The organism is Terriglobia bacterium (assembly GCA_020073085.1).
Taxonomy (GTDB): domain Bacteria; phylum Acidobacteriota; class Terriglobia; order JAIQFV01; family JAIQFV01; genus JAIQFV01.
Window position 1 is genome coordinate 27,043 of sequence record JAIQFV010000039.1, and the last position, 20,959, is coordinate 48,001.

The 20,959-nt window shown below is 56.7% G+C and carries 12 protein-coding genes; 1 reads left to right on the forward strand and 11 read right to left on the reverse strand.

Annotated features, from left to right (window positions below; all coding sequences use genetic code 11):
* Positions 1–179: 179 nt before the first annotated feature.
* The 9 genes from LAO21_21520 to LAO21_21560 all read right to left on the reverse strand — a co-directional run bounded on the left by LAO21_21520 (position 180) and on the right by LAO21_21560 (position 11,895).
* Positions 180–1,310: a glycosyltransferase gene (locus LAO21_21520; protein ID MBZ5555300.1), complete on the reverse strand. Its 1,131-nt coding sequence runs from the start codon at positions 1,308–1,310 to the stop codon at positions 180–182.
* A 5-nt stretch (positions 1,311–1,315) separates the two neighbouring features.
* On the reverse strand, positions 1,316–2,317 hold the full coding sequence (locus tag LAO21_21525) for a polysaccharide deacetylase family protein (protein ID MBZ5555301.1): 1,002 nt from the start codon (positions 2,315–2,317) through the stop codon (positions 1,316–1,318).
* A 4-nt stretch (positions 2,318–2,321) separates the two neighbouring features.
* Positions 2,322–3,470 (reverse strand): glycosyltransferase family 2 protein, encoded by a 1,149-nt coding sequence (locus LAO21_21530; protein ID MBZ5555302.1) that lies wholly within the window; start codon positions 3,468–3,470, stop codon positions 2,322–2,324.
* Positions 3,471–4,193: 723 nt separating this feature from the next.
* Positions 4,194–5,057, reverse strand: a complete 864-nt coding sequence (locus tag LAO21_21535; protein ID MBZ5555303.1) for a DUF3473 domain-containing protein — start codon at positions 5,055–5,057, stop codon at positions 4,194–4,196.
* Between the two features lie 817 nt (positions 5,058–5,874).
* Positions 5,875–7,266: a TIGR03013 family PEP-CTERM/XrtA system glycosyltransferase gene (locus LAO21_21540; GenBank protein MBZ5555304.1), complete on the reverse strand. Its 1,392-nt coding sequence runs from the start codon at positions 7,264–7,266 to the stop codon at positions 5,875–5,877.
* 4 nt (positions 7,267–7,270) lie between these two features.
* Positions 7,271–8,164: a CpsD/CapB family tyrosine-protein kinase gene (locus LAO21_21545; protein ID MBZ5555305.1), complete on the reverse strand. Its 894-nt coding sequence runs from the start codon at positions 8,162–8,164 to the stop codon at positions 7,271–7,273.
* Between the two features lie 88 nt (positions 8,165–8,252).
* Positions 8,253–9,797 carry a hypothetical protein gene (locus tag LAO21_21550; protein ID MBZ5555306.1) on the reverse strand — a complete coding sequence of 515 codons (1,545 nt, stop codon included), beginning with the start codon at positions 9,795–9,797 and terminating at the stop codon, positions 8,253–8,255.
* Positions 9,798–9,858: 61 nt separating this feature from the next.
* Positions 9,859–11,181, reverse strand: coding sequence for a hypothetical protein (locus LAO21_21555; protein MBZ5555307.1), 1,323 nt, complete (start codon positions 11,179–11,181; stop codon positions 9,859–9,861).
* Between the two features lie 72 nt (positions 11,182–11,253).
* Positions 11,254–11,895, reverse strand: coding sequence for a polysaccharide biosynthesis/export family protein (locus tag LAO21_21560; protein MBZ5555308.1), 642 nt, complete (start codon positions 11,893–11,895; stop codon positions 11,254–11,256).
* Between the two features lie 2,115 nt (positions 11,896–14,010).
* On the opposite strand from LAO21_21560, the gene LAO21_21565 reads away from it, so the two are divergent.
* On the forward strand, positions 14,011–14,697 hold the full coding sequence (locus LAO21_21565; GenBank protein MBZ5555309.1) for a SagB/ThcOx family dehydrogenase: 687 nt from the start codon (positions 14,011–14,013) through the stop codon (positions 14,695–14,697).
* Positions 14,698–15,407: 710 nt separating this feature from the next.
* On the opposite strand, the gene LAO21_21570 is transcribed toward LAO21_21565, so the two are convergent.
* Together LAO21_21570 and LAO21_21575 are read right to left on the reverse strand one after the other, a co-directional pair.
* Complete coding sequence (locus LAO21_21570) at positions 15,408–16,169, reverse strand: GNAT family N-acetyltransferase (protein ID MBZ5555310.1); 762 nt, start codon at positions 16,167–16,169, stop codon at positions 15,408–15,410.
* A gap of 317 nt (positions 16,170–16,486) precedes the next feature.
* Complete coding sequence (locus LAO21_21575) at positions 16,487–20,947, reverse strand: cadherin-like domain-containing protein (protein MBZ5555311.1); 4,461 nt, start codon at positions 20,945–20,947, stop codon at positions 16,487–16,489.
* Positions 20,948–20,959 lie beyond the last annotated feature (12 nt).

Here is a 20,959-nt window from a genome sequence, read left to right on the forward strand (position 1 = left end):
TTTGCATGCCTGCGCGTCCTTCTCCGATGTGCTCAACCCAACCACCTAGACTTCGTGCCCCTTCCCTCGCAGGCATGTACAAAACACATGCCTGCGGCACCCCAGACACACAACTCATGCCTGCGGCACCCCAGACACAAAACTCATGCCTGCGGCACCCACCGATAAGGGTTGATCCATCATGCCAAAGTCCCATTCGCCAAATCTTCGTACAGCTTCATGTAAGCGCTCGCCATCCGATCCACCGAAAACTCATCAAAGATGCGCTTCTGGGCGCGGGAACCCATCTCGCGGGCGAGTGAGGGATCGGACAATACTCGACCCATCCGGTCGGCCATGCCCTCGACGTCACCCACCTCGACCAGGTAGCCGTTATGCCCGTCTTCCACCAGCTCCGGATTTCCTCCAACCCGGGTGCAGACCACCGGCTTGCCACAGCCCATGTATTCGATGATGGCATTCGACAGCCCTTCTGAGCTGGAACAATGAACACCGACGGTGAAATGCTTGATGATCGGGACAGTCTCTTGAACACTCCCCAGGAAATGAACCTTCTCAAGGACGCCAAGTGTCCGCGCCAACTCCATCAACGAGCTTTTTTCCCGATCGTCACCCACGAACACAAGATGCAGGCGGGGATGCCTTTCCTGAACAATCTTGAAGGCTCGAACCAAATCCCCCTGTCGCTTGATCGTCGTCAACCTGCCCACCATGCCGACGATGGGATCGTCAGTTCCGATTCCATGCGTCCCCCGAAAACCGGGGGAGGGCGGAGCCTCAAACCGCCCCCGGTCGTGTCCGTTGAAAATGACCAGGCTCTTCGCTGCCGAAACACCTTCCTTGCGCGCCGCATTTTTGCGGACCGCCTCGCTGTTCGCCACCAGCCGATCGATACACAGGTTACTGAGGCGCAACAGGGCGAGGTTGGTCCAATCATACCAAAAACCCATGTCCCGCCGGGCCACGATCACCCTGGCCCCTCCCATCCTGCAAAAGAAGGGAGCGACGATGGAAGCATCGTTAAAGAGGATATGAACGACTTCTGTCCCTGATTGGCGGATGAGGTTCTTCAAGTGCAGGAGTTGCTTCAGCGTATTCCACCGAACCAGGTTGGGAACATTCAAGACCTTTACGGGACAGGGGAACGCATGCTCCTCGACAAAAGGGGTCGATCGAAAAACACATAGGGAAGGATCAAACCGGCTCCGGTCGAGGTGGTTGATGAGCAGGAGCAACTGGTTTTCGGTTCCCCCTCCGGCGCCACCCAAATAGTCCATTAAGTAAATCACTTTGATGGGACCTTTTCGCATGTCGTTCACGCCCTCGCCAGCGTCGCTTTGAATGAGTCCAGCGAATCATACCGGCCAACTCCCACCCGCGGGATGGCGTACAGGGAATCCGATCTATTCCAGGCACGAGGGTGAGTGGCCATCGCGGAGACAAATCCGGCATTCCTGACGCACTCCATGACCTTCGCGTTGTAGTCCCCATTGGGATAGGCGAAATGGGTGACCGGACGTCCGGTCCAATCCTCCAATAGTGATTTGGAGGTCTGGATGCTTTTTGAAATCTCGTCCTTCTCGAGTTGGACGAGGATGTTGTGACAATGGGAATGCGCCCCGAGGGTGACCCAGGGGGAAGCCGCCAATGCCTTCAGGGCCTCCAGCGACAGCGGCGTGAGTGCCGACTGTGCCCCTTGAGGACGAGGGTTCGACTGGCCCAGCACCGATGCCACGGCCGTTTCTCTTGAGGCTGGAGAAAGGGTCTTGAGATCAGTCAGCAGTCTCTGAATCCTGGTCCATCGCGTCTCGCCCCGGTCCTTCGGGCTGAACGAGTATTTTTTCAAACCGAATTCTCTTAGATCGAGGGTGACTGCTTCGGCGCCGCCGGGTTGGAGCGCCAGGATCAGCCGATCGTACCAGTACCGGGCCTGAGCCTCGACCGCTCCGGTCGCGACAAAGACCGTGACCGGGATCTTCATCGATTCAATGATCGGCAGCATCACCCTGCAATTGCCGGAATAACCATCATCGAAGGTCACCACGGCGAGGCCTTCTCCCTTTTCCCGGGGAAAATTTATTCCTTGAAGCGCCTTGTCCAGAGAAACGATCTGAAAATTACCGCTCAGGTATTCCATCTGCTCGTGGAAGGCGCTTTCCCTGACCACCGTCCAGGCTTCAATCTCCTCCGCATCCTTCAAGACCTCGTGGTACATGAGGACAACGATGTCGCGCCGTCCCCTTCTCCGAGAAATAGATTCCGGAAAAAACGGGATGGCCCGCGGCCATGACTTTTTCAACAATCCAAGAAAGTCCATCGCTTCAACCCGTCCGGGGGCTCCACACCGCCTGCCGGGTTCCTCTCAGGAATTTCAGAAACGCATGCGCGCAGGCCAGATTGACCAGGATGAAATAGAAAGGCACGCTCAGAAGCCTCGATCCTTTGCCTCTCCGCTGCGTGTAGTAACCCAGGGCGGAGCACAGGTAGAAAAGAGTCTGAATCGCGAATAGAGCCTGGTACAACGGCCCGGCGGTCAACAGCCCCAGGTTGAACAAGTAAACAAGCCCTAAAAAGACAAAGGCGAGATAACGGAGAATCTTGTGGGACACTAATTGAATAGAGTAAAAACCATGGGCAAAGATATTCAGGAGTTGCTTCATTTCATGAAGTGCCCAGAAGGCCCGCAACGAAACGCGGACCCGCATCCTGTATTCGTCGCTGGAGGAGGCCAGCGCTTCTTCCCGCAGGATCGCCTCCGGCTCATACACGACACGGTATCCCTGCTCCACCACGCGGAGCGGAAGCACAAAATCGGGCAGGAGATCGGGGCGCATCGACTGGTACAGCGATTTTCGCGCCGCGTCAATCCCGCCGTCCACCCCCACAATCGAGCCGACCCTTGTCTCGCATCGGCGGATGAGGTTTTCGTACTTCATGTAGGTGGAACACCCCTCGCCGGAAACTGTCCCGTCAGGGTTGGCGTAAATCATCTTTCCGGTCACGTACCCGACCTTCGGATCGCTGAAGTTCTTCACCAGTTTTCGAAGGGCTTCTCTCTCATAAATGGAGTTGGCGTCTGAAAACACCAGGATTTCACCCGTGGCCTGGGGAACCGCGAAATTCAGGGCGGCGGTCTTGCCCGCCCTCGGTTCCTGCCGATAGAGCCGCACGCCCCGCTCCGAATATCGTCGCACCACCTCTTCCGTCCCGTCGGTAGAGCCATCGGAGATGACGAGGATTTCAACCTTGCCGGCGGGATAATCGAGGCCCAACTTATTTTCAAGGGTTTTGCCGATTTGTCCCGCCTCATTGTAAGCGGAAATCAGAATCGAAACCGAAGGTTCGATTGGGGCCTTTCGAACTTCTTTCGAGAATATTTTTGATAATAGAAAAATAAGCAGCGGATACCCGAGATAGACGTAGGCGATGACGGCGAGAAAGATCCAAAACAGATATCGAAGAATGTCCATAAGATAGAAACTCATTTAACCGCAAAGGAGGCGCAAAGAAGACCGGAGGCCTGTCAGAATGTAGACCCACCTGAAGCTCCGTCCGCCGTAGGCGGAGAGCGAGGGTGGGGTAACGGTCAAAAAAAGGTCAGAGCCCCGCTTGCGGGGCCCCGAGGGCATATTAAATGATTCTGTCGCCGCTCCGCGGCTTTGGCTATTCATTACATTCCTACCCCGCCCTCGCCCCGCAAAAGGAAAAAGCGCGGGGCTCAGACGGGGCTACATTCTGGCGGCCCTCCGGGCCCAATAGGACTCTCCGGGCCTAATAGGACTCCCTCCGGGCCCAATAGGACTCTCTTTCACTTTCTGCCCTCACCCACCCTCGCGCCGCAAGGAACGCGGAGCATCCCCCCATGGCGGATCCTCAATAGGAAAAACCGCGGGGCTCAGACGGGGCTACATTCTGGCGGCCCTCCGGGCCCAATAGGACTCTCTTTCACCTTCTGCCCTCACCCACCCTCGCTCTCCGCCTACGGCGGACGGATCTTCCCCCCATGGCGGATCCTCAAAAGGAAAAAGCGCGGGGCTCAGACGGGGCTACATTCTGGCGGCCCTCCGGGCCTGCATCTTGAACTCCTGGCTCGAAAATCGGTGAATGAAAATTCCGAAGCTTCCCGACGGGCCTTTTAGCAGAGGTATGAGTCATCATCAATTCCATGGCTCGCGTCGTTCTTTCGATTATCTTCAATAGGCCGTGCCGGATGATTCAATCAATCCTTTTTCCCTTAACACCTCTCGCACCGGCCCGAATTGAAATTCCTCAAGCAGACGGGTCAACCGGTCTTCAGTCTTGTCCAGATTCCTATAATGCCGGAAACTTGACAGCAGGCCGGCTTGAATGCGGGGCTGATCGGGATCCACTTCCCACGGATGGAGGTAGACGATGGCGGGCTGGTGCTCCTTGAGATTGAGCCGCCTGATTCCCCAACGCGTAATCGCGTAGGGAAAGATACGGAAATACCCACCGCCTGCGATCGGGACGTTCTGGCCGGCGAACCGGAGGGTCGACAGCGGGACCTCGACCAAGCCCTTCCCGAACTGCCCGTCCAGTTCATGGCAGAAACGTGGAGAGTCTGAGATCCCGTAGCGGTCATGGTGGATCGGGAAAATGCTCGAGTCATATACAAATCCCTCTTCCCTTAAGACCTCGAGCGCCCAGCCGCTCTCTTTGGTGATGGAATAGCTTGCCGCGCGGTAACCCTGGATGGATTGACCGATGAGCTGCTCAAGAATCCCCTTGCATCGCCGTGTCTCATCGCGGAACTGTACCGGTGTTTGGTCGTAAACGAGCCGGTGGGAATAACCGTGCGATGCCACCTCGTGTCCCCGCTCGTGAATCTCGCGGACCAGCGGGGAATTTTGCTCGGCAACCCATCCCAGCACAAAAAAAGTGGCCTTCGTGTGGTGACGGTCCAGCAGATCCAGCAGCCGATGGGTGTTGAGCTCCACCCGGCTCGCATATCGTCCCCAGTTTTCGAAGCCCACGAGCGGTTCGAAATTCGACACCTGGTAGTAGTCTTCAACATCGATGGTCAGCGCATTCAACATGGATTTAGCCGGCAGTTCGAAAGCGATTGATCTGGGCCTTTGGAGCACCCCGATTCATCAGGTTCTGTTTCTGAATATTCACGGTTCCTCATACGAACTATCTTCGTCGGCCTCGAAAACCGTTGAAACGGTTGAAAGCCATTCTCTTCCTCTTCCTAGCCACCCCGGTTCATCGGGGTGTTGGCCGTTTCCTCTGTCCCTTCAATCTAACCGATTCATCGGTTTCTGGTTCACTGCCGCCCGGTTCTTCAAAGGGATTCTATTCCATTCGCCTCGAAAACCGTTGAAACGGTTGAAAGGCATTCTTGTCCACTTCCTGACACCCCGATAAATCGGGGTGCTGTCCAAATTCGAACCCATCGAATCTGTCGCAGATCCATTGATCCCGTAGATCAACCGGGCAAGTTGCAAATTGAAACCGGTTGAACATGATCTGGATCTTTCGAGCACACCGAATCGCCGGGGTGCTGACCCTCCACCTTGCTCCTGCAATGAAACAGGTTGAGTGCAACAAGAGCCATTGACATGGTTCAAGCCTCGGAAGCTGCCAGCGAGGTACCCTTGTCAAACATACGGCCTCCGTATCTTTCATCATACATGAATTTCAGAGGGACCGTCTGCCGACCCTGGCTTGAGGTTTCTTGAATTCTCTGGGAGTAAGGGGCGGAGTTCGTCAAATACCTGCGGCGCCCATTGTCGACGCCGGCGGTTGAGGAAACGCTTGAATTCAACCGTCAAACCTGTCAAACGACGTGTGCAATTCCTGGAGGACTTCTTTCTCAAGACCAATTCAAGATGACCATTTCGCAATCCCTCTCTAAGATCCCTTCCGGACCAGCACCGTTTTCACGGTCTCAAACACGATCACGAAGTCGAGCAGCCAGGACATGTGTTTGATGTAGAAGAGGTCGTACTGAAGCTTTTCGACGGCGTCCCGCACCGAGCTTCCATAGCGATAATTGATCTGGGCCCAGCCGGTCACGCCGGGTTTGACGGAGTGCCGGAGGTGGTAAAAGGGGATCAACGCAGCCAGCTCTTTGATGAAGCAGGGGCGTTCCGGACGCGGTCCAACCAGGCTCATGTCACCGCAGAGGACATTCCAGAGTTGCGGCAGCTCGTCCATCCGGGTTCGCCGCAGGATCTTCCCCACCCGCGTCACGCGATCGTCGTTGGCAGCGGCCCACACCGGACCGGATTCCTGCTCCGCCTTGTCGCGCATCGAACGGAATTTCCACAGGGTGAAGACCTTGTCATCCTGCCCCACCCGTTCCTGACCAAAGAAGATCGGACCCTTTGAATCCAGCCTGATCAGCGCCATGAACAGCAGGATCACCGGGCTGAACACCAGGAGGAGCAATGTGGAGAGGACCACTGAAAGGATCCGCTTATGGACCAGCATGCTCCGGGAGGCGCTGAAGCCGGCGTTAAAGATCATCCAGCTCGGTTTGAGATTTTCGAGCGCAATCTTCCCCGTCACCTTCTCGTATACCGCCGTAGCCTCCTCGATCCCCACTCCCCGCATTTTCATGGAGAGCAGCTCGTGAATGGGGAGCTTCCCGCGGCGGTCTTCCAGTTCCACAACAATCTGATCCACACCGTAGTCGTTGACAACCTTAGGGAGATCGGCCGAGGCGCCGACCACCTTGGGATTCACCACCGAAACATTCAGAAGCGCGGGATCGTCATCGACAAAGCCACAGATCTTCATTCCCATCTCCGGGTGTCGAAGGATCTCGGAGACCAACTCCCGGGCCAGCCGTCCGGTTCCAATCACCAGGAGATTGGTGTGCGGCGCGCGGACGTCAAAGTAGAAACGCAGCAGAATATGCCAAAGCGTCAGGAATACCGAGCCCAGAAGAAGGCTCAAGGCGAAGACGCTCGGCTCCAGGATGGAGGAGGGAAAACTATAGTAGAGGATGCTGAGCACGACGACGGCCGCGAAGAGCGCCTGGGCCAAGCGCCCGAAGAAGTGGGCGCTGGTATAGGTCTTGCGGAAATCGTAGACGTCTCTCAGATGCAGGCAGTACTGGAAGACCAGGCCAAACACGACGGCCTTGAGAAAGGGGTAGTCAAACTCGCGGAAGGAATAATGCTCTTGAAGCAGGCGGATCTCGATGGCGCCCAGGACACAGCACACCAATCCCATGTGCTCAATGGCGATGGTTCCAAACTTTCGAAACGCGAGGTACTGTCGAAATACGTGCCACATTGGATTACTTCTTCCGTCGCATGTGATGGTGATGGTAATAATAGTAATAGGTCGACGTTCTGATATGGCGCACGCGATTGAGAACGACGCCGCAGATCTTCTCCCGACCGATCGCTTCGATGGCGCTTTTAATGAGCTTAGCGGGCGTTGAATTGGCGTGAACGACCAGCAACGCCGCATCACAGTGAGGCGCCAGGATGCTGGTGTCCGAGAGCGGAAGCACCGGCGGGGAATCAATGATCACCCAATTGAAGAGTTTGGCAGCCGTCTTCAGCGCCAGTTCAAGATGGCGGGAGCTGAGTAACTCAGCCGGGTTCCGGGGAACCGGACCGGCAGGCAGGAAAAACAGCTCCTCTTCCGCACACGGCAAAACCGCTTCCTCAAGACTCAACTCACCGCGCAACACGCGGCTCAAACCATCAAACCGATCTTCTTCGGTCAGCCCCAGGGTCCGGGAAACATCCGGCTTGCGAAGATCGGCGTCGATCAGCAGCACGCGCTTCCCCGGTTCCTGCGCCAGGATGACCGCGAGACCGCATGAGACCAGGGTCTTCCCTTCGTTGGGCACGGTACTGCTGATGAGGAGCGTCTTGAGGCCCTTCTCCTTCTGCATGGCGGAAAGCTTCGTCCGGAGTAATCGGTATTGTTCCCCCACAATGGTGTGAGGATCGAGGATGGTCTTCACCCGATGGTCCGCGGTGTCCAGATTGAAGACCGGATCCGTATTCAACGGCCTCTGTACCGCGGTGAAATGATTTTCCACGCGGATCTCCGCTGTGTTGGGTGTCCTTAACTCCATCCGACGAGGGTTCAACTCGGCCGGATCGTTTAACCCTAATGGGAGGGCCTCCCGGCCTTCTTTTCTCGCCTCTCTCAATCCCTTCAGTATCTCTGACATTTCAGATGCTCACCTAAGCTGAATTTTATTCTGGCCCCAGTGCCAAAACCCTCAGCAGAAATTCACTCGAGGCCCATACCCTCGGACGCTAAGCACGCTTGGCCATCCGGCCGCCCCGCTGCGCTGCCCTGGTCGCCGCCCGGTCGTCTTCTCTTATTTCGGGGAGTGAGATCAAAACCGGCAGCTTCAACTGGGCTCCCGCGATATCTTCATCGCCCAAAGTCGGGTCAAGAAACTCGATGCCGACAACCAATCCCAGTCCACAAACGACGCCCGCGAACAACCCCATCAACGCCACCTGGCGTCGGTTGGGCTTTACCGGGGTTTCCGGGAGGTTTGCTTCTTCCAGCACCTTGAACACTTCGTTCTTATTGCTCTTTTCCAGATTCGCCGAGACCTGAGCATTGAACTTCTTGTCCTGTAAACTCTTATAATGTTCCTTGGCGGCCTCATAGTCGCGGTTGATCGAGAGCAGTTCCTGTTCGATGCGCGGCGAAAGATTCAGCCGATCCTGGTAGATTCGGATCTGTTGCAGGATGTCCCCGTGTTCCTTTTGGCGGGCAGCAACATCCCTTTTGAGGATGGCCAACTGAGACTTGACCGCCGAGGTATCGCTGTCTGCTCCCGCTGAAGCGGCTGTGGTCGTGCTTCCCTGCGTGGAGTCGCCCTCCGTCTCCACCGGCGCGGGAAGCCGACTCAGCTGTTGCTCCAGATCCTGGACCTCACGCCGGAGCCGGACAACGTCGGGGAACTTGTCGGTATACTTGAGGGACAAGTCCGCCAGGTCTTTCCGTTTCAATTCCAACTGCGCCAGCAGACCGGCCCGGGAACCGGAAGAAACCGTTCCTGATCCGTTCTTCCCGCTGACCTTCGAGATCACCTCTTGAGAAAACGAATCCATGCGTTTCACATCCACCAGACGTTGTTCAAGGATTAACTGCTGGTCCTGGGCCCGCTGAATCGCACTCTCGTTGGCAATGAGCTGGTTGTGCAGCCCGTTCAGGGCCGCCAGGTTGGCACTGTTCTGTTCCGGAAGCGCCCCCAGGTTTTGGGTCTTAAAGATCTTTAATCTTGTTTCCTGGACCGCCAGATCCCTTTCGGTTTGGCGAAGCTGGTCATCAAGGAACTGGTCGGTTACGATCGCCTGTTCCTCGCGGGAGGAGGTCCTCGTCCGCATCATATCGTTCGCCAGACGCCGGGTCACATCGCGGGCCAGGGTCGGACGCCGCGCATAATATGCCACTGTAAAGGTATTGACGGAGCCCAGCCGGATCTCAATTTGCCCCCGCATCCATGCCAAAGCCTGGTCCATCGTGACAGTGGGTTCCTGCCCGTAGCCAAAAAGTTTGAAGTCTTTGATGATCGATTCCAGCAGGCTCCGGCTATGAATCTCCTGAGAGATCACCGCCAGCCGGTCTTCGGGCCGGCTGGTATCGGTCGGCTTGACATAGCCCTCCGAGATGCCCTGGGCCTGGACCAGGATCGTAGTTTCTGACCTATAGATGGCGGGCATGCGAAGGGCGTAGATCACGCCCGCCCCTGTAATGACAACGGCGGTAATGATGGCATACCACTTCCGCCTCCAGAACATGTTGACGTAGTCTTCAATCCGAAAACTGGAAAAATCCTTCATCGCAGGAGCTCATCCCTTTTCAGAACATACACCACACTGATTTAGAATTCTTAATCCAGCGTTACCGGCGGAGCAACGGTGGCAAGCGATACTCGAAACCGAAATTAATCAAATGGCGGCTAAGACTCGGTGGCCCAAGCGCGAGCGCCAACGAACTGCCGGTCTGCTTGATATAGGAATAGTTCATCGTAAACGACATGTTGGGCCTCACCTTATAGATCAACCTCGGCCCTACTTGGAGACCGTTGAGAGTATCGGCAGTTGCGGCAAATGCATGGCTCCAAAAATACAGCCCTCCCGCTCCAACGACAAAGCGTCCAGCGAATGCGCGGGAGATGTCGAAACCAACCGATTGACTGGACAGGGGAGCGGCCAGGCCGGAATAATTTTGAACACTCCGCTCGTATTGCGTCGTAAAGGTGACCGACCGGGCGCTCCTTCTTACCCCACCGCGCACATAAAAATCGACGCGACTCAGCCCGAGGTTTGTCGTCATCTCCGGACCACCGGATGCAAAGACGGAAAAGGAGGGTCGCACATCATACGTGAATCCAATCCCGGTCCGGTGCGTCGAAAGGGATGAGAATGTGTTGTTGAAGCGGGAGTAGAGAAGATTATACTCAGTTGAAAACGCAAATTTCGGCGTCAGCCGATGATTCAATTCAAAGCCTGCGGTGTAGCCGTCGGAATCCTGAGTGGGGAGATCAGGGTATCGGATCGGGCTATAGGTCCCTGAAAGACGGATACTCGTCTGGCCGCTTAACAAGTAGGTCCAGCTTCCTTCAAACATATTTCTAAACACCGGCTTGTTGTTAAAGAGGACCACTGCGGGAGGCACTCCGGATCCGGTACCGGGCAGAAGCGCCTGGCCCCCTGCAACCTGAATGTCAAGCGGGAAATAAGACATTCGATCCGCCACAGAAAAAACACTCCTCGTGGACGGCTGATAACGGAATTCGATCCCCCCGTTGTGCATCGCGCTGTTCAGCTGAGTGAACTTGTTGAAGAAGCGGTACCCACCGGCATAATCAAAGGTGAGTTGGACCGTGGGTTTTTCAAGGTTTGCAAAGAACCTTGGATAGAGCAAGGTGTAGCTCCCCCCCTGCCTGTCGTTGATGGTCCCGAAGACATCACTGTCGTAAACCTCGGATATCCCAAAGGACAGCGTCGCGTTGTTTCTCACCTCCGAGAACATTCCAAGCCGGTCTTTTCGCTTGGCCTCGTCGGCTTCCTTTTTTGCTTTCTGCTTCGCATCCTGGTCTTCTTTTTCCTGGTCGACCGTCGCAGTCCCGGACGGCTGGCTCTCCTGGGCCCACGCGAATCCGGAGCATGCCACAATCAAGATGAGGAAGCTGGTGATTCTCTGGAAAAAAGCTGTCTTCATGACTTCTACCCTCCAAGCCATCCCTCGGGACAGCCAAGCGTTTGCAATCATTCCTTACAAAAAGTCATGGGCCTAGGGAACAATCACGACATCGCCGTTCTTCAAGACGATGTTTTGTTCAGGATTCTTTCCCTTGATGTAATCCCTGTAATTAAACCGGAACTGAAGCTGCTGGCTATTTTCGTTCCGCAGAACTCGAATCCCTTTGGTTTTTGCGTACTCCTTGAATCCGCCGGCGCGCCCGATCAACTCGACCACCGTCATCGGTGAGCCGAACGGGTATACACCGGTTCTGGTCACTTCGCCCATGATGGTGACCGACTGGCTCTTGATCTCCTTGACCATCACGGTCACGACCGGCGAAGCGATGAAATCCTTTAATTTCTCTGCAATCCGGTCCTGCAGCTGCCTTGTCGTCAATCCGCTCGCCTGAACCTCGTTGATCAGCGGAAGCGAAATCCTGCCATCGGGCCGGACCACCACCGTGGTCGAAAGTTCGGCTTCTTTCCACACATTAATGACCAATGTATCTTCCGGGCCGATGACGAAATCCTGGCCCGGCTCCGTTGCCTGGCCCGATCCCGGGACTGCCTGGGCCGGTGTCGAAGCGTCGGTCTTGCCCTTCGTCTTGTTGTCCTTTTCCTTTTTAGCCGCGGCCGACGTCCCGCCGGTCAATATTAGGAATAGAATCAACCCCCAAAGAATGCGCTTCACTCACGGCCTCCACTTGCAAAATACACATCTACCCTGTGACGCGACCCAGGAACACCACTGGCACACCACTTCCATGGGTTTGGACAAGCTGGTTTAATGGGACGGAAAAAAACAGATCTTAATCGCTCCCCAGGTTGCGATCAGACCCCAGTTGAACACACAACAAAAAGCCCGGTTCTGCACTCAGATGCGGACCCAGCCAGCTCAAGATGCGTGAGTTCATAGTTCTGCCGCTACCCCTCAGACATCCCCAAAACCCATTCGCAATTAACAAGCCTCCAAAGAACGGACAGCGATTCGAGTCCCCGATCTCGTGAGCCAAACCTCCGGACTTCGGACTCCCTGCCGATCTTGTCCGGGTTTCCCAGTCACGGTGAACCTCCAAGGTGCTGCTACTGCTCTTGTGGGAGTCGACCGGGTTTTGTCATCTTCCCCTGAAAGTATTTCAATGTGAATTATTACCCCAACAATGTGTCAAAATCTTTACAATCGACACAACTCCCTTCGGGTTCATTTACTGGTTTGATTTGGCTCTCTTTACATGATGCTTCGATCGCTCTCAGAGCGAATGTGGCTGGTTAAACGCTTCTATATTATTCCCCATTCGCCCCCCTTTGTCAATCTATACACAGTCAAGGGTCTCCAAGGGCCATCCAAATGAACTTCTGGCCGCCTCAATGTACAGGGCGCCCTCCCGGCTCACCCGGTCCAGGCGGCGATATGGCTTTTAAAAAGAATTGGATACAGGCTGTTTCAGGGAGAATCGCCTCCTTTGACGAAGCTGCTTGCAGGCGTCCAACGGTGCAAAGGAACTGTGGCATGATTCCCTGGGTCCCGGTGTTCAAATGGAGAGGATCTCTCACCGGCCGCTAAAGCCCCGCGGGACACAGACCCAATGGGGTACAGGCGTCATAGTGTGATTATCGACACTGCCCTCCTAGAAGCAGTAAGGAGGTTGTTATTGCTGAAGCAGGGTCCTCATACCCAGCTGCTTTTTCGCAACGCCGCATTCGCTGATGTTTTGGACACCATTCCCCACCTTATAGACATCGAAAAAGAGAAATGGTTTACTGTTTGAAACGGCAGAATCACTACACGGTAATAGGTCTCGTGGCAACTCAGCCTTCGAAAAATCCTCCAGGCGGAAGATGCATCAATTCATTATATTGAGAAATTATTCACACGTCTGTTCAATACCGGACACATTTCGAATTGGGGCTCCAAGCATCAACAAACACAAGGAGGCTGACCCGTCCGGCCCCTTTGCGCGACCGGAGATTTGGCACCGGGAGTATTGGCAGTGAGGGTTCTCATGAGAAGAAACCGATGAATCGGTTGGTGCAGGGGGAATCGGGACGGCCAACACCCCGATGAATCGGGGTGCTGTGAAGAGGCAGGGCCTGGGTGGTCCCGGTGGTCCGTTGTGTCGCGTTCTCTATATTTGCGAATTTTGAATTTAGTTGGATTGAATTCTCAACCGGAGAGCGATGCGGTGAGGTCCTGTTGCCCTGCAAGCGCACCCTTCAACAGCCCAGGGCATAGCCCTGGGAGTGATCGCCATTGCATTTTTTGTCTTGCCCTGTAAGGGCAATCTGGGGATCACGGCATGGCGGAACCGAAAATTTTGCGAAAACCCGCCACGGCGGGTTCGTGAGGGGGGCGTGGTCCTCACCCAGGGCGTTGCCCTGGACCCTTGAAGGCGGCCCTTTCAGGGCAGGAGAACACCCACATCCTTTCGCAAGAAGCTCAATTCCCGAACAACTCGCTTATAAAGACCTTCAACAGATTGCAACCGTCTCTGCGCCTTTCGAAAAGACAAAATCAAACCCATTGAACAACGAAGGGCTCTCAACAGAAAAACCGATAAATCGGTTGGCACACGAGGAATGAGAATGGTTATCACCCCGATAAATCGGGGTGCTTTGAACCCGTGAAGCTCTCTTTTTGATCGGAGCTGAGTTAAAATCCACACTGGAGGGGAATCCATCCAATTCCTGTTGCCCTGCAAAGGCACCCTTCAAACACCCAAAGTGTCCGCCGCAGGCGGAGAATCGAGAGCAACATCACATCATCAACCGTGGCACAGGTGAAAAGGGTATGAGGAGAAAAATTCTTATGGCATCCCTAGGTCTTGGACTTCTGCTGTTGATCGTCGCCTTTGTGATCTTCCCGACGCAAAGAGGCGCTCCAAAAGTCGAGCCGCTTGAAACCGTAAAACTGCCTGGACCCAAGTTCGACGGCAAGCTCCCGGTCGAAGGCGCATTGCAAAAAAGGCGCTCCATCCGGGAGTATCGGGAAGATCCCTTGACCCTCGAAGAAATCTCCCAACTGCTCTGGGCGTGCCAGGGAGTGACCGCCCCGGAGGGACGGCGAACAGCGCCGTCCGCGGGGGCCCTTTATCCGCTGGAGATCTCCCTGGTGGTGGGACGCGTGGAGGGCCTTCAAAAGGGGATATACAAATACCGCCCCCGGCCGCACGAACTGGCCAAAATGGCGAATGAGGACCAGAGGGCTCCTCTGGCCTCGGCGGCGCTTAATCAGGAATTTGTTCGGAATGGTGCTGTCGTGCTGGTCATTGCCGCGGTTTATGATCGAACCGCCAAACAATATGGGTCGCGGGGGGCCAGATATGTGCACATGGAAGCGGGAGCGGCCGCCGAGAATGTTTGCATTCAGGCCGTTTCCCTGGGGCTGGGTACGGTGACGGTTGCGGCCTTCAATGACCGCGAAGTAAAACGAACGCTGGGCCTTCCCTCCGACGAAGAGCCGCTTTACCTGATGCCCATCGGCAGGACCAAGTAGGCATTGCCGTTTTCCAGCAGCGGAGCGCGTCCAAAGGGTAACGATATAACCGGAGCCATCCGCCGCCGGAAGTCAGAAGCCGGAAGCCGGAAGCCGGAGGCCGGAAGCCGGAAGCCGGAAGCAGGAGGCCAGAGGCCGGAAGCCGGAAGCCGGAAGCCGGAGGCCGGAAGCCGGAGGCCGGAAGCCGGAAGCCAGAGGCCGGAAGTCAGAAGTCGAAAGTCGGAAGTCGGAGGTCGGAAGCCGGAAGCCAGAGGCCGGAAGCCGGAAGTCAGAAGTCGAAAGTCAGAGGTCGGAAGCAGGAAGCCAGAGGTCGGAGATCAGAAGCAGGAAGCCAGAGGTCGGAGATCAAAAGTCGGAAGTCAGAGGTCGGAAGCGGGAAGCCGGAAGCCAGAGGCCGGAGGCCGGAAGTCAGAGGTCGGAGATCAGAGGTCGGAGATCAGAGGTCGGAAGGCAGAGGTCGGAAGCCGGAAACCGGAAACCGGAATTCAGAGGTCGGAAGGCAGAGGCCACAAGTCAGAAGAGAGACATCAGAAGTCGGAAGTCAGAGGTCAGAAGGAAGGCACGCCCTCTGTGGTGGAATCTTCGAACCCAAGGTTCTCACATCCGACTTCCGACTTCTGACCTCTGACTTCGATATCCAGAACAAGAATTCTTCGACTGAGCCACAGACAGCCCTATTTCAAATATTTTCGGTTAGTCTTTCTGCTGGATTATGAAAACAAGTGCATCCACACCGGGCCGGACAATGCCATCCGGACGACATCCCGGCGCTTGTGATCGATGAGAGCGTCCTCGAGGAAAACCCCCTCCAATTCAAATCCAAACTTGCTGTTGAGGCCGATATTGCGAACGTTGAAGTCCATCGAGTGGATGTAAACCTTTTCAAACTTCCGGATGACGAACACGTAATAGAGGAACAGGAACGTGGCACGCTTGCCGATGCCTTTGCCATGCATTCTGGGATCGCCCACCAGTTTCCTCATTTCAAGCTTGGCCGACTCGGTGTCCAGGTTTTCGCCGCCGATGATGCCGGCCACGTCCTGGTGATAAGAGATTGAGAAGTATTCCCGACTCGAATCCTTAAAATACCGCCCCAACCGTCTCTCAGAATCCGGAAAACAGGGATAGAAGCTCTCCCGGATTGCTGAACCCTGCAGCCAGCTTGCAATCTGGGGGACCAAGCCCGGACTCATGGGGGCGATGCTCACCTCCTGCATCGTCAGGCGATTTGCCGAGGTCCATTCATCCTGCACATCTTTGATGGTAAAGAGCCGGTTGTAATATTCCCCTTCTCTGTTGGCAGGAACATGCTCCTGCTGCACGTTGTCCAGCAGATGTTCTGCGACAGTGAGGATCTGGGCTTTATTGACGCCGTAGTTGGTCAGCTCTTTGTAGAAACTTCGAGCGATGAGCTTTAGCATTTGCTCGCGAGGCTGGCGCATCGCGGTCGAGGGCTCTTCAGCTATGGTCATGGGTCTTCTCTTGTCGTGAAGGGTTTGATTGAACGTCATGCCACACGAAGGTGGCAGGGTATGCTAGATCCGCGAAATCGCAGATGCAAGGGGAGAATTCAAGACAAAAGATTATAGATGAAGATCAACGAGAGTGAGGCTCGCCCTCCTGGATGCTTTGGTAGCCGGGATGCTCCGCTCTTTGGAGCATCCCGGAAAGCCCGAAATTGGTTCCCTCTCCCGGACTAAGCCAAAAGCCCGCGATTCGCCACGGAACAGCGAATCCCGGCTACCCAAGCGGACCTCATCGAGAACTTCGCTCCAGCATCGCACAACGTTCATCGTGTCACGGTCAAATTCGCATTGATCGTCGTGCCCCGGGTTGCCGAAATCCTGACCGTGTTCGTTGAGGTCACGGTTCTCGTGGTCACCGAAAAGGTGGCGCTGGTGGCGCCGGCCGCCACTGTGACGCTGGCCGGCACCGTGGCCACCGAGGTTCGATTGCTGGCCAGCGTGACCACCGCCCCACCCGCTGGCGCCGGCCCGTTGATGGTGACCGTCCCCGTGGATGGATTGCCTCCTCTCACGCTCGTCGGATTGAGCGTGAGGGTGGAAATGGCTGGCGTCCTGACCGTCAACGTTGCTTGCCGGGTGACACCGCTGTAAATGGCGGAGAGCGTCACGGAGGCGTTGCTGGCCACCGGGCTTGTGGTCACGGTGAAGGTGGCCGTGGTGGCGTTGGCCGCCACCGTCACGCTTGCCGGCACCTGCGCTGCCGCCGTGTTGTTGCTGGACAACGTGATCACCGCTCCACCGGCCGGGGCCCGTCCGCTCAATGTCACCGTCCCGGTGGAGGGGGTTCTTCCCACCAGGGATGTAGGATTCAGGTTGACCGAATTCAGGACCGCGGCCGTCACCGTCAAGCCGGCAGTCCTCGTGACCCCGCTGTAAATCGCGGAGATCGTCAGTGCCGTGTTACTCGCCACCGGACTCGTGGTCACCGTGAAGGTGGCCGTGGTCGCGTTCGCTGCTACCGTCACGGTCGCCGGCACCTGCGCCGCCACCGTGTTGGTGCTGGACAAGGTCACCACGGCGCCCCCTGCCGGGGCCCGCCCGCTCAGGGTCACCGTTCCTGTCGACGAGTTTCCACCGAGCACCGAGGTGGGATTCAGGCTGACGGAATTCAGGACCGCGGCCGTCACCGTCAAGCCGGCATTCTGCGTGACGCCATTGTAGATCCCTGAGATGGTCGGCGCGGTGTTGCTCACCACCGGACTCGTAGTGACAGTGAAGGTGGCCGTGGTCGCGTTCGCTGCTACCGTCACGGTGGCCGGCACCTGCGCCGCCGCTGTGTTGGTGCTGGACAAGGTCACCACAGCGCCCCCTGTCGGCGCCGGGCCGCTCAGGGTCACCGTTCCTGTCGAAGAATTCCCACCCAGCACCGAGGCGGGATTCAGGCTGACGGAACTGAGCGCTGCGGCCGTAACGGTCACGGTCAGGCCGGCATTCTGGGTCGTACCATTGTAAGTCCCCCCGATGGTCACCGAAGTATTACTTGCCACCGGGCTCGTGGTCACCGTGAAGGTGGCCGTGGTGGCGTTGGCTACCACCGTCACGCTGGCCGGGACCTGGGCTGCCGCTGTGTTCGAGCTGGACAGTGTCACCACGGCGCCGCCTGCCGGCGCCGGTCCGTTCAGGGTCACCGTTCCCGTCGAAGAATTTCCACCCAGCACCGAGGTGGGATTCAGGGTCACAGAACTCACCCCCAGAGGCGTCACCGTAATCGACACCGTCGCGGTGTTCGACAATACGCCTGCGGAACTCGCCTGGTACGTGAAACTGTCGGCGCCGCTGAAACTGGCGACGGGAGTATAGATGAACGAGCCGTCCGACTGCAGGGTGAGTGTCCCGTGCGCCGGCTGACTGACCACAGCGGCCGTCAACCCCGAGCCCGTGTCATTCGCCAACACCCCCGGAGCCGCGGTATTCAGTACGCCCCCTTGAACTACGCTGTAAGTGTCGTTCTGCGCCAGAACAACCGCGCTCGCTTTCACTGTTACATTAACCGAGTCGGGTATGCTCCTCAACGCGCCGTCACTCACCACAAGCTGGAAACTTAAGATTGCATCCTGCGTCAAACCCGAGGGAGCGGTAAAGGTTGGACGGGCACTGTTGGGATTTGACAATTGGACTGGAGTCCCTCCAAATTGGATCCATTGAAAAAGTAAAGGATCAACGTCGGGGTCAAAACTTCCCGACCCATTCAGTTGAACCGCCGCTCCCTGCCCAACCTGTTGATCGGACCCTGCATTGGGTACCGGAGGATGGTTCGCCCCGACCAGATTCTCAGACCAGAAAAACTCATCTTTATGAACGAATCGGGTCAAGAAAGGATCGGTTCCTCCATGGATGTAAACTGCGAGGTATTTGGGATTGACATTGGTGTCCGTTGATTGCATCACTAATGGGACGTCGATACTTTCCCGGTCGCTCCAAGGACGGGACGGATCAGCATAGTACCCGTCCGGGATTACCGTGAAATAGGACGTCGGGTCAAGAGGGAGCGGCCAATTTGCAAATGTATTATCACTAATCCAGACGATGGACTTGTGGACGGTGGGGGTATAACTGGGGTCACTGCTGTGAACAGATTGTACAGCGAGTTTCAGGAACTCATGGGTTCTGGAATGATCCGGGTGAGCATCGTATTCAGAAACGGTGAAGATGTGATCCGGCCTGAAATTAGAGATTAGATCTGCAAGATCCTGGACAACATTAAATTTATTGTATGCGGCAGGGGAACCGAACCGGTAAGTATGATAGTCGGTCCGTCCTAACCCGCGATCCCCATAGGTCACCGACTGAGCACACCCTGTTGTCAATGTGTCGGTTTGATTCGGGTAGTCATCAAAAACCGTGGTCAGATACCCATCAGGATATCCAAGAAACATCATGCTATCTTCGTTGACTCCCAGAATTGCCTGTGCCGCTACGGCGGCATCTTGCCTCCTTAGCCCCTGATCGGTACTGCAAATAGCGGTGCCCCCAAAATCACCGTTGGTCATGAAGACTACTCTGACAGCGTCTCCCCGGGCCACTGCTTGATAAGTGATTCCGGAAGCAATGAGGATGTCATCGTCCGGATGAGGCGCGATTACAAGAATCTTGTTACTGGCCCCCAGAGGTGTCACCGTGATCGACACCGTCGCGGTGTTCGACAATACCCCTGCGGAGCTCGCCTGGTAGGTGAAACTGTCGGACCCGCTGAAACTCACTACGGGCGTATAGATGAACGAGCCGTCTGACTGCAGACTGAGCGTCCCATGTGCCGGCGGAGTGACTTGCACCGCCGTCAAACCAGGACCCGTGTCGTTCGCCAACACTCCCGGAGCCGCCACATTTAGAACGCCCCCTTGAACGACGCTGTACGTGTCGTCTTGCGCCACCAGTGTCAGTAATGTCACCGTGATCGAGACCGTCGCGGTGTTCGACAGCACGCCGGCGGAGCTCGCCTGGTAAGTGAAACTGTCGGCCCCGCTGAAACCCGCCGCCGGAGTATAGATGAACGAGCCGTTTGATTGCAGACTGAGCGTCCCGTGCGTTGGCTGACTCACCACCACCGCCGTCAATCCCGCGCCGCTGTCATTCGCCAACACCCCGGGAGCAGTCATGTTCAGCACGCCCCCTTGGACTACGCTGTACGTGTCGTTCTGTGCCACTGGCGTCAGAGGCGTCACGGTGATCGACACCGTCGCGGTGTTCGACAGCACACCGGCGGAGCTCGCCTGGTAGGTGAAACTGTCGGCCCCGCTGTAACTGGCCACGGGCGTGTACACGAACGAACCGTTCGATTGCAGACTGAGCGTCCCGTGCGCCGGCTGACTCACCACCACCGCCGTCAATCCCGTGCCCGTGTCATTCGCCAACACCCCCGGCGCCGACGTGTTTAGCACGCTGCCCTGGGCCACGCTGTAAGTATCGTTCTGTGCTATCGGCGCCGACGTTGCCCCCAGCACCCAAACGTTATCGATATTCAGCACCGTGGGTGTGCTCACCCCCCACGACGACATATCCAGGGCCACCCCTCCGCTCGTGTAGGCCGCCCGCGAGTCGAATCCATTGTCCGTCACATCAACCACCTGTACTCCATCGTAACTGACTCGAATCCGGCTGCCCTGGAACGACAGCACAAGCGTGTGACCGCTCGTCCCCACGCCGGGCAAACTGGCCTGCGCCATGGGCGTTCCGCCCCACGTCCCCCAACCCCAGAACTTCACCAGTTTCACCACCGACGATCCACCGGGCGAGCCTTCCGGATAAATCCATACGCCATAATGAGCGCCCGTGGTGGCATTCACCCGTCCCCCCATCCCTCCACCAAACGCCCCCGCCGAAAACTGGATCCGCCCCTGCACCGTGTAATCCGTCCACGTCCCATTGGTGTATGCGTACCCGTCGGTCCCGACTGGACTCGTTCCCGTCATCGCGCCGCCGGCCACATTCCAGGTCCCCTGCACCGTCACCCACAGCGGATCGGCACCGGACGGCCCCGAAAAATCATCGCTGAAGAGCACCGAACTTCCCGCCGGCAAGATCGTCAGCGTCGTGCTCGGGCTGGTTCCACCGTAACTGGCGGTAATCGCCACCTGCGTCACTGCCGCCACCGCGCTGGTGGTCACCGTGAAGGTGGCCGTGGTGGCATTGGCCGCCACCGTCACGCTCACCGGCACCTGCGCCGACGCCGTGTTGTTGCTGGACAGCGTCACAATCGCACCCCCCGCAGGCGCTACCGCACTCAACGTGACCGTCCC

Bases quoted from the DNA above. Each gene is read 5' to 3' on its own strand.
- LAO21_21535 (MBZ5555303.1), bottom strand. From the start codon at position 5,057: ATGTTGAATGCGCTGACCATCGATGTTGAAGACTACTACCAGGTGTCG.
- LAO21_21530 (MBZ5555302.1), bottom strand. From the start codon at position 3,470: ATGGACATTCTTCGATATCTGTTTTGGATCTTTCTCGCCGTCATCGCC.
- LAO21_21540 (MBZ5555304.1), bottom strand. From the start codon at position 7,266: ATGTGGCACGTATTTCGACAGTACCTCGCGTTTCGAAAGTTTGGAACC.
- LAO21_21570 (MBZ5555310.1), bottom strand. From the start codon at position 16,169: ATGACCATAGCTGAAGAGCCCTCGACCGCGATGCGCCAGCCTCGCGAG.
- LAO21_21555 (MBZ5555307.1), bottom strand. From the start codon at position 11,181: ATGAAGACAGCTTTTTTCCAGAGAATCACCAGCTTCCTCATCTTGATT.
- LAO21_21545 (MBZ5555305.1), bottom strand. From the start codon at position 8,164: ATGTCAGAGATACTGAAGGGATTGAGAGAGGCGAGAAAAGAAGGCCGG.
- LAO21_21565 (MBZ5555309.1), top strand. From the start codon at position 14,011: ATGGCATCCCTAGGTCTTGGACTTCTGCTGTTGATCGTCGCCTTTGTG.
- LAO21_21520 (MBZ5555300.1), bottom strand. From the start codon at position 1,310: ATGCGAAAAGGTCCCATCAAAGTGATTTACTTAATGGACTATTTGGGT.
- LAO21_21550 (MBZ5555306.1), bottom strand. From the start codon at position 9,797: ATGAAGGATTTTTCCAGTTTTCGGATTGAAGACTACGTCAACATGTTC.
- LAO21_21525 (MBZ5555301.1), bottom strand. From the start codon at position 2,317: ATGGACTTTCTTGGATTGTTGAAAAAGTCATGGCCGCGGGCCATCCCG.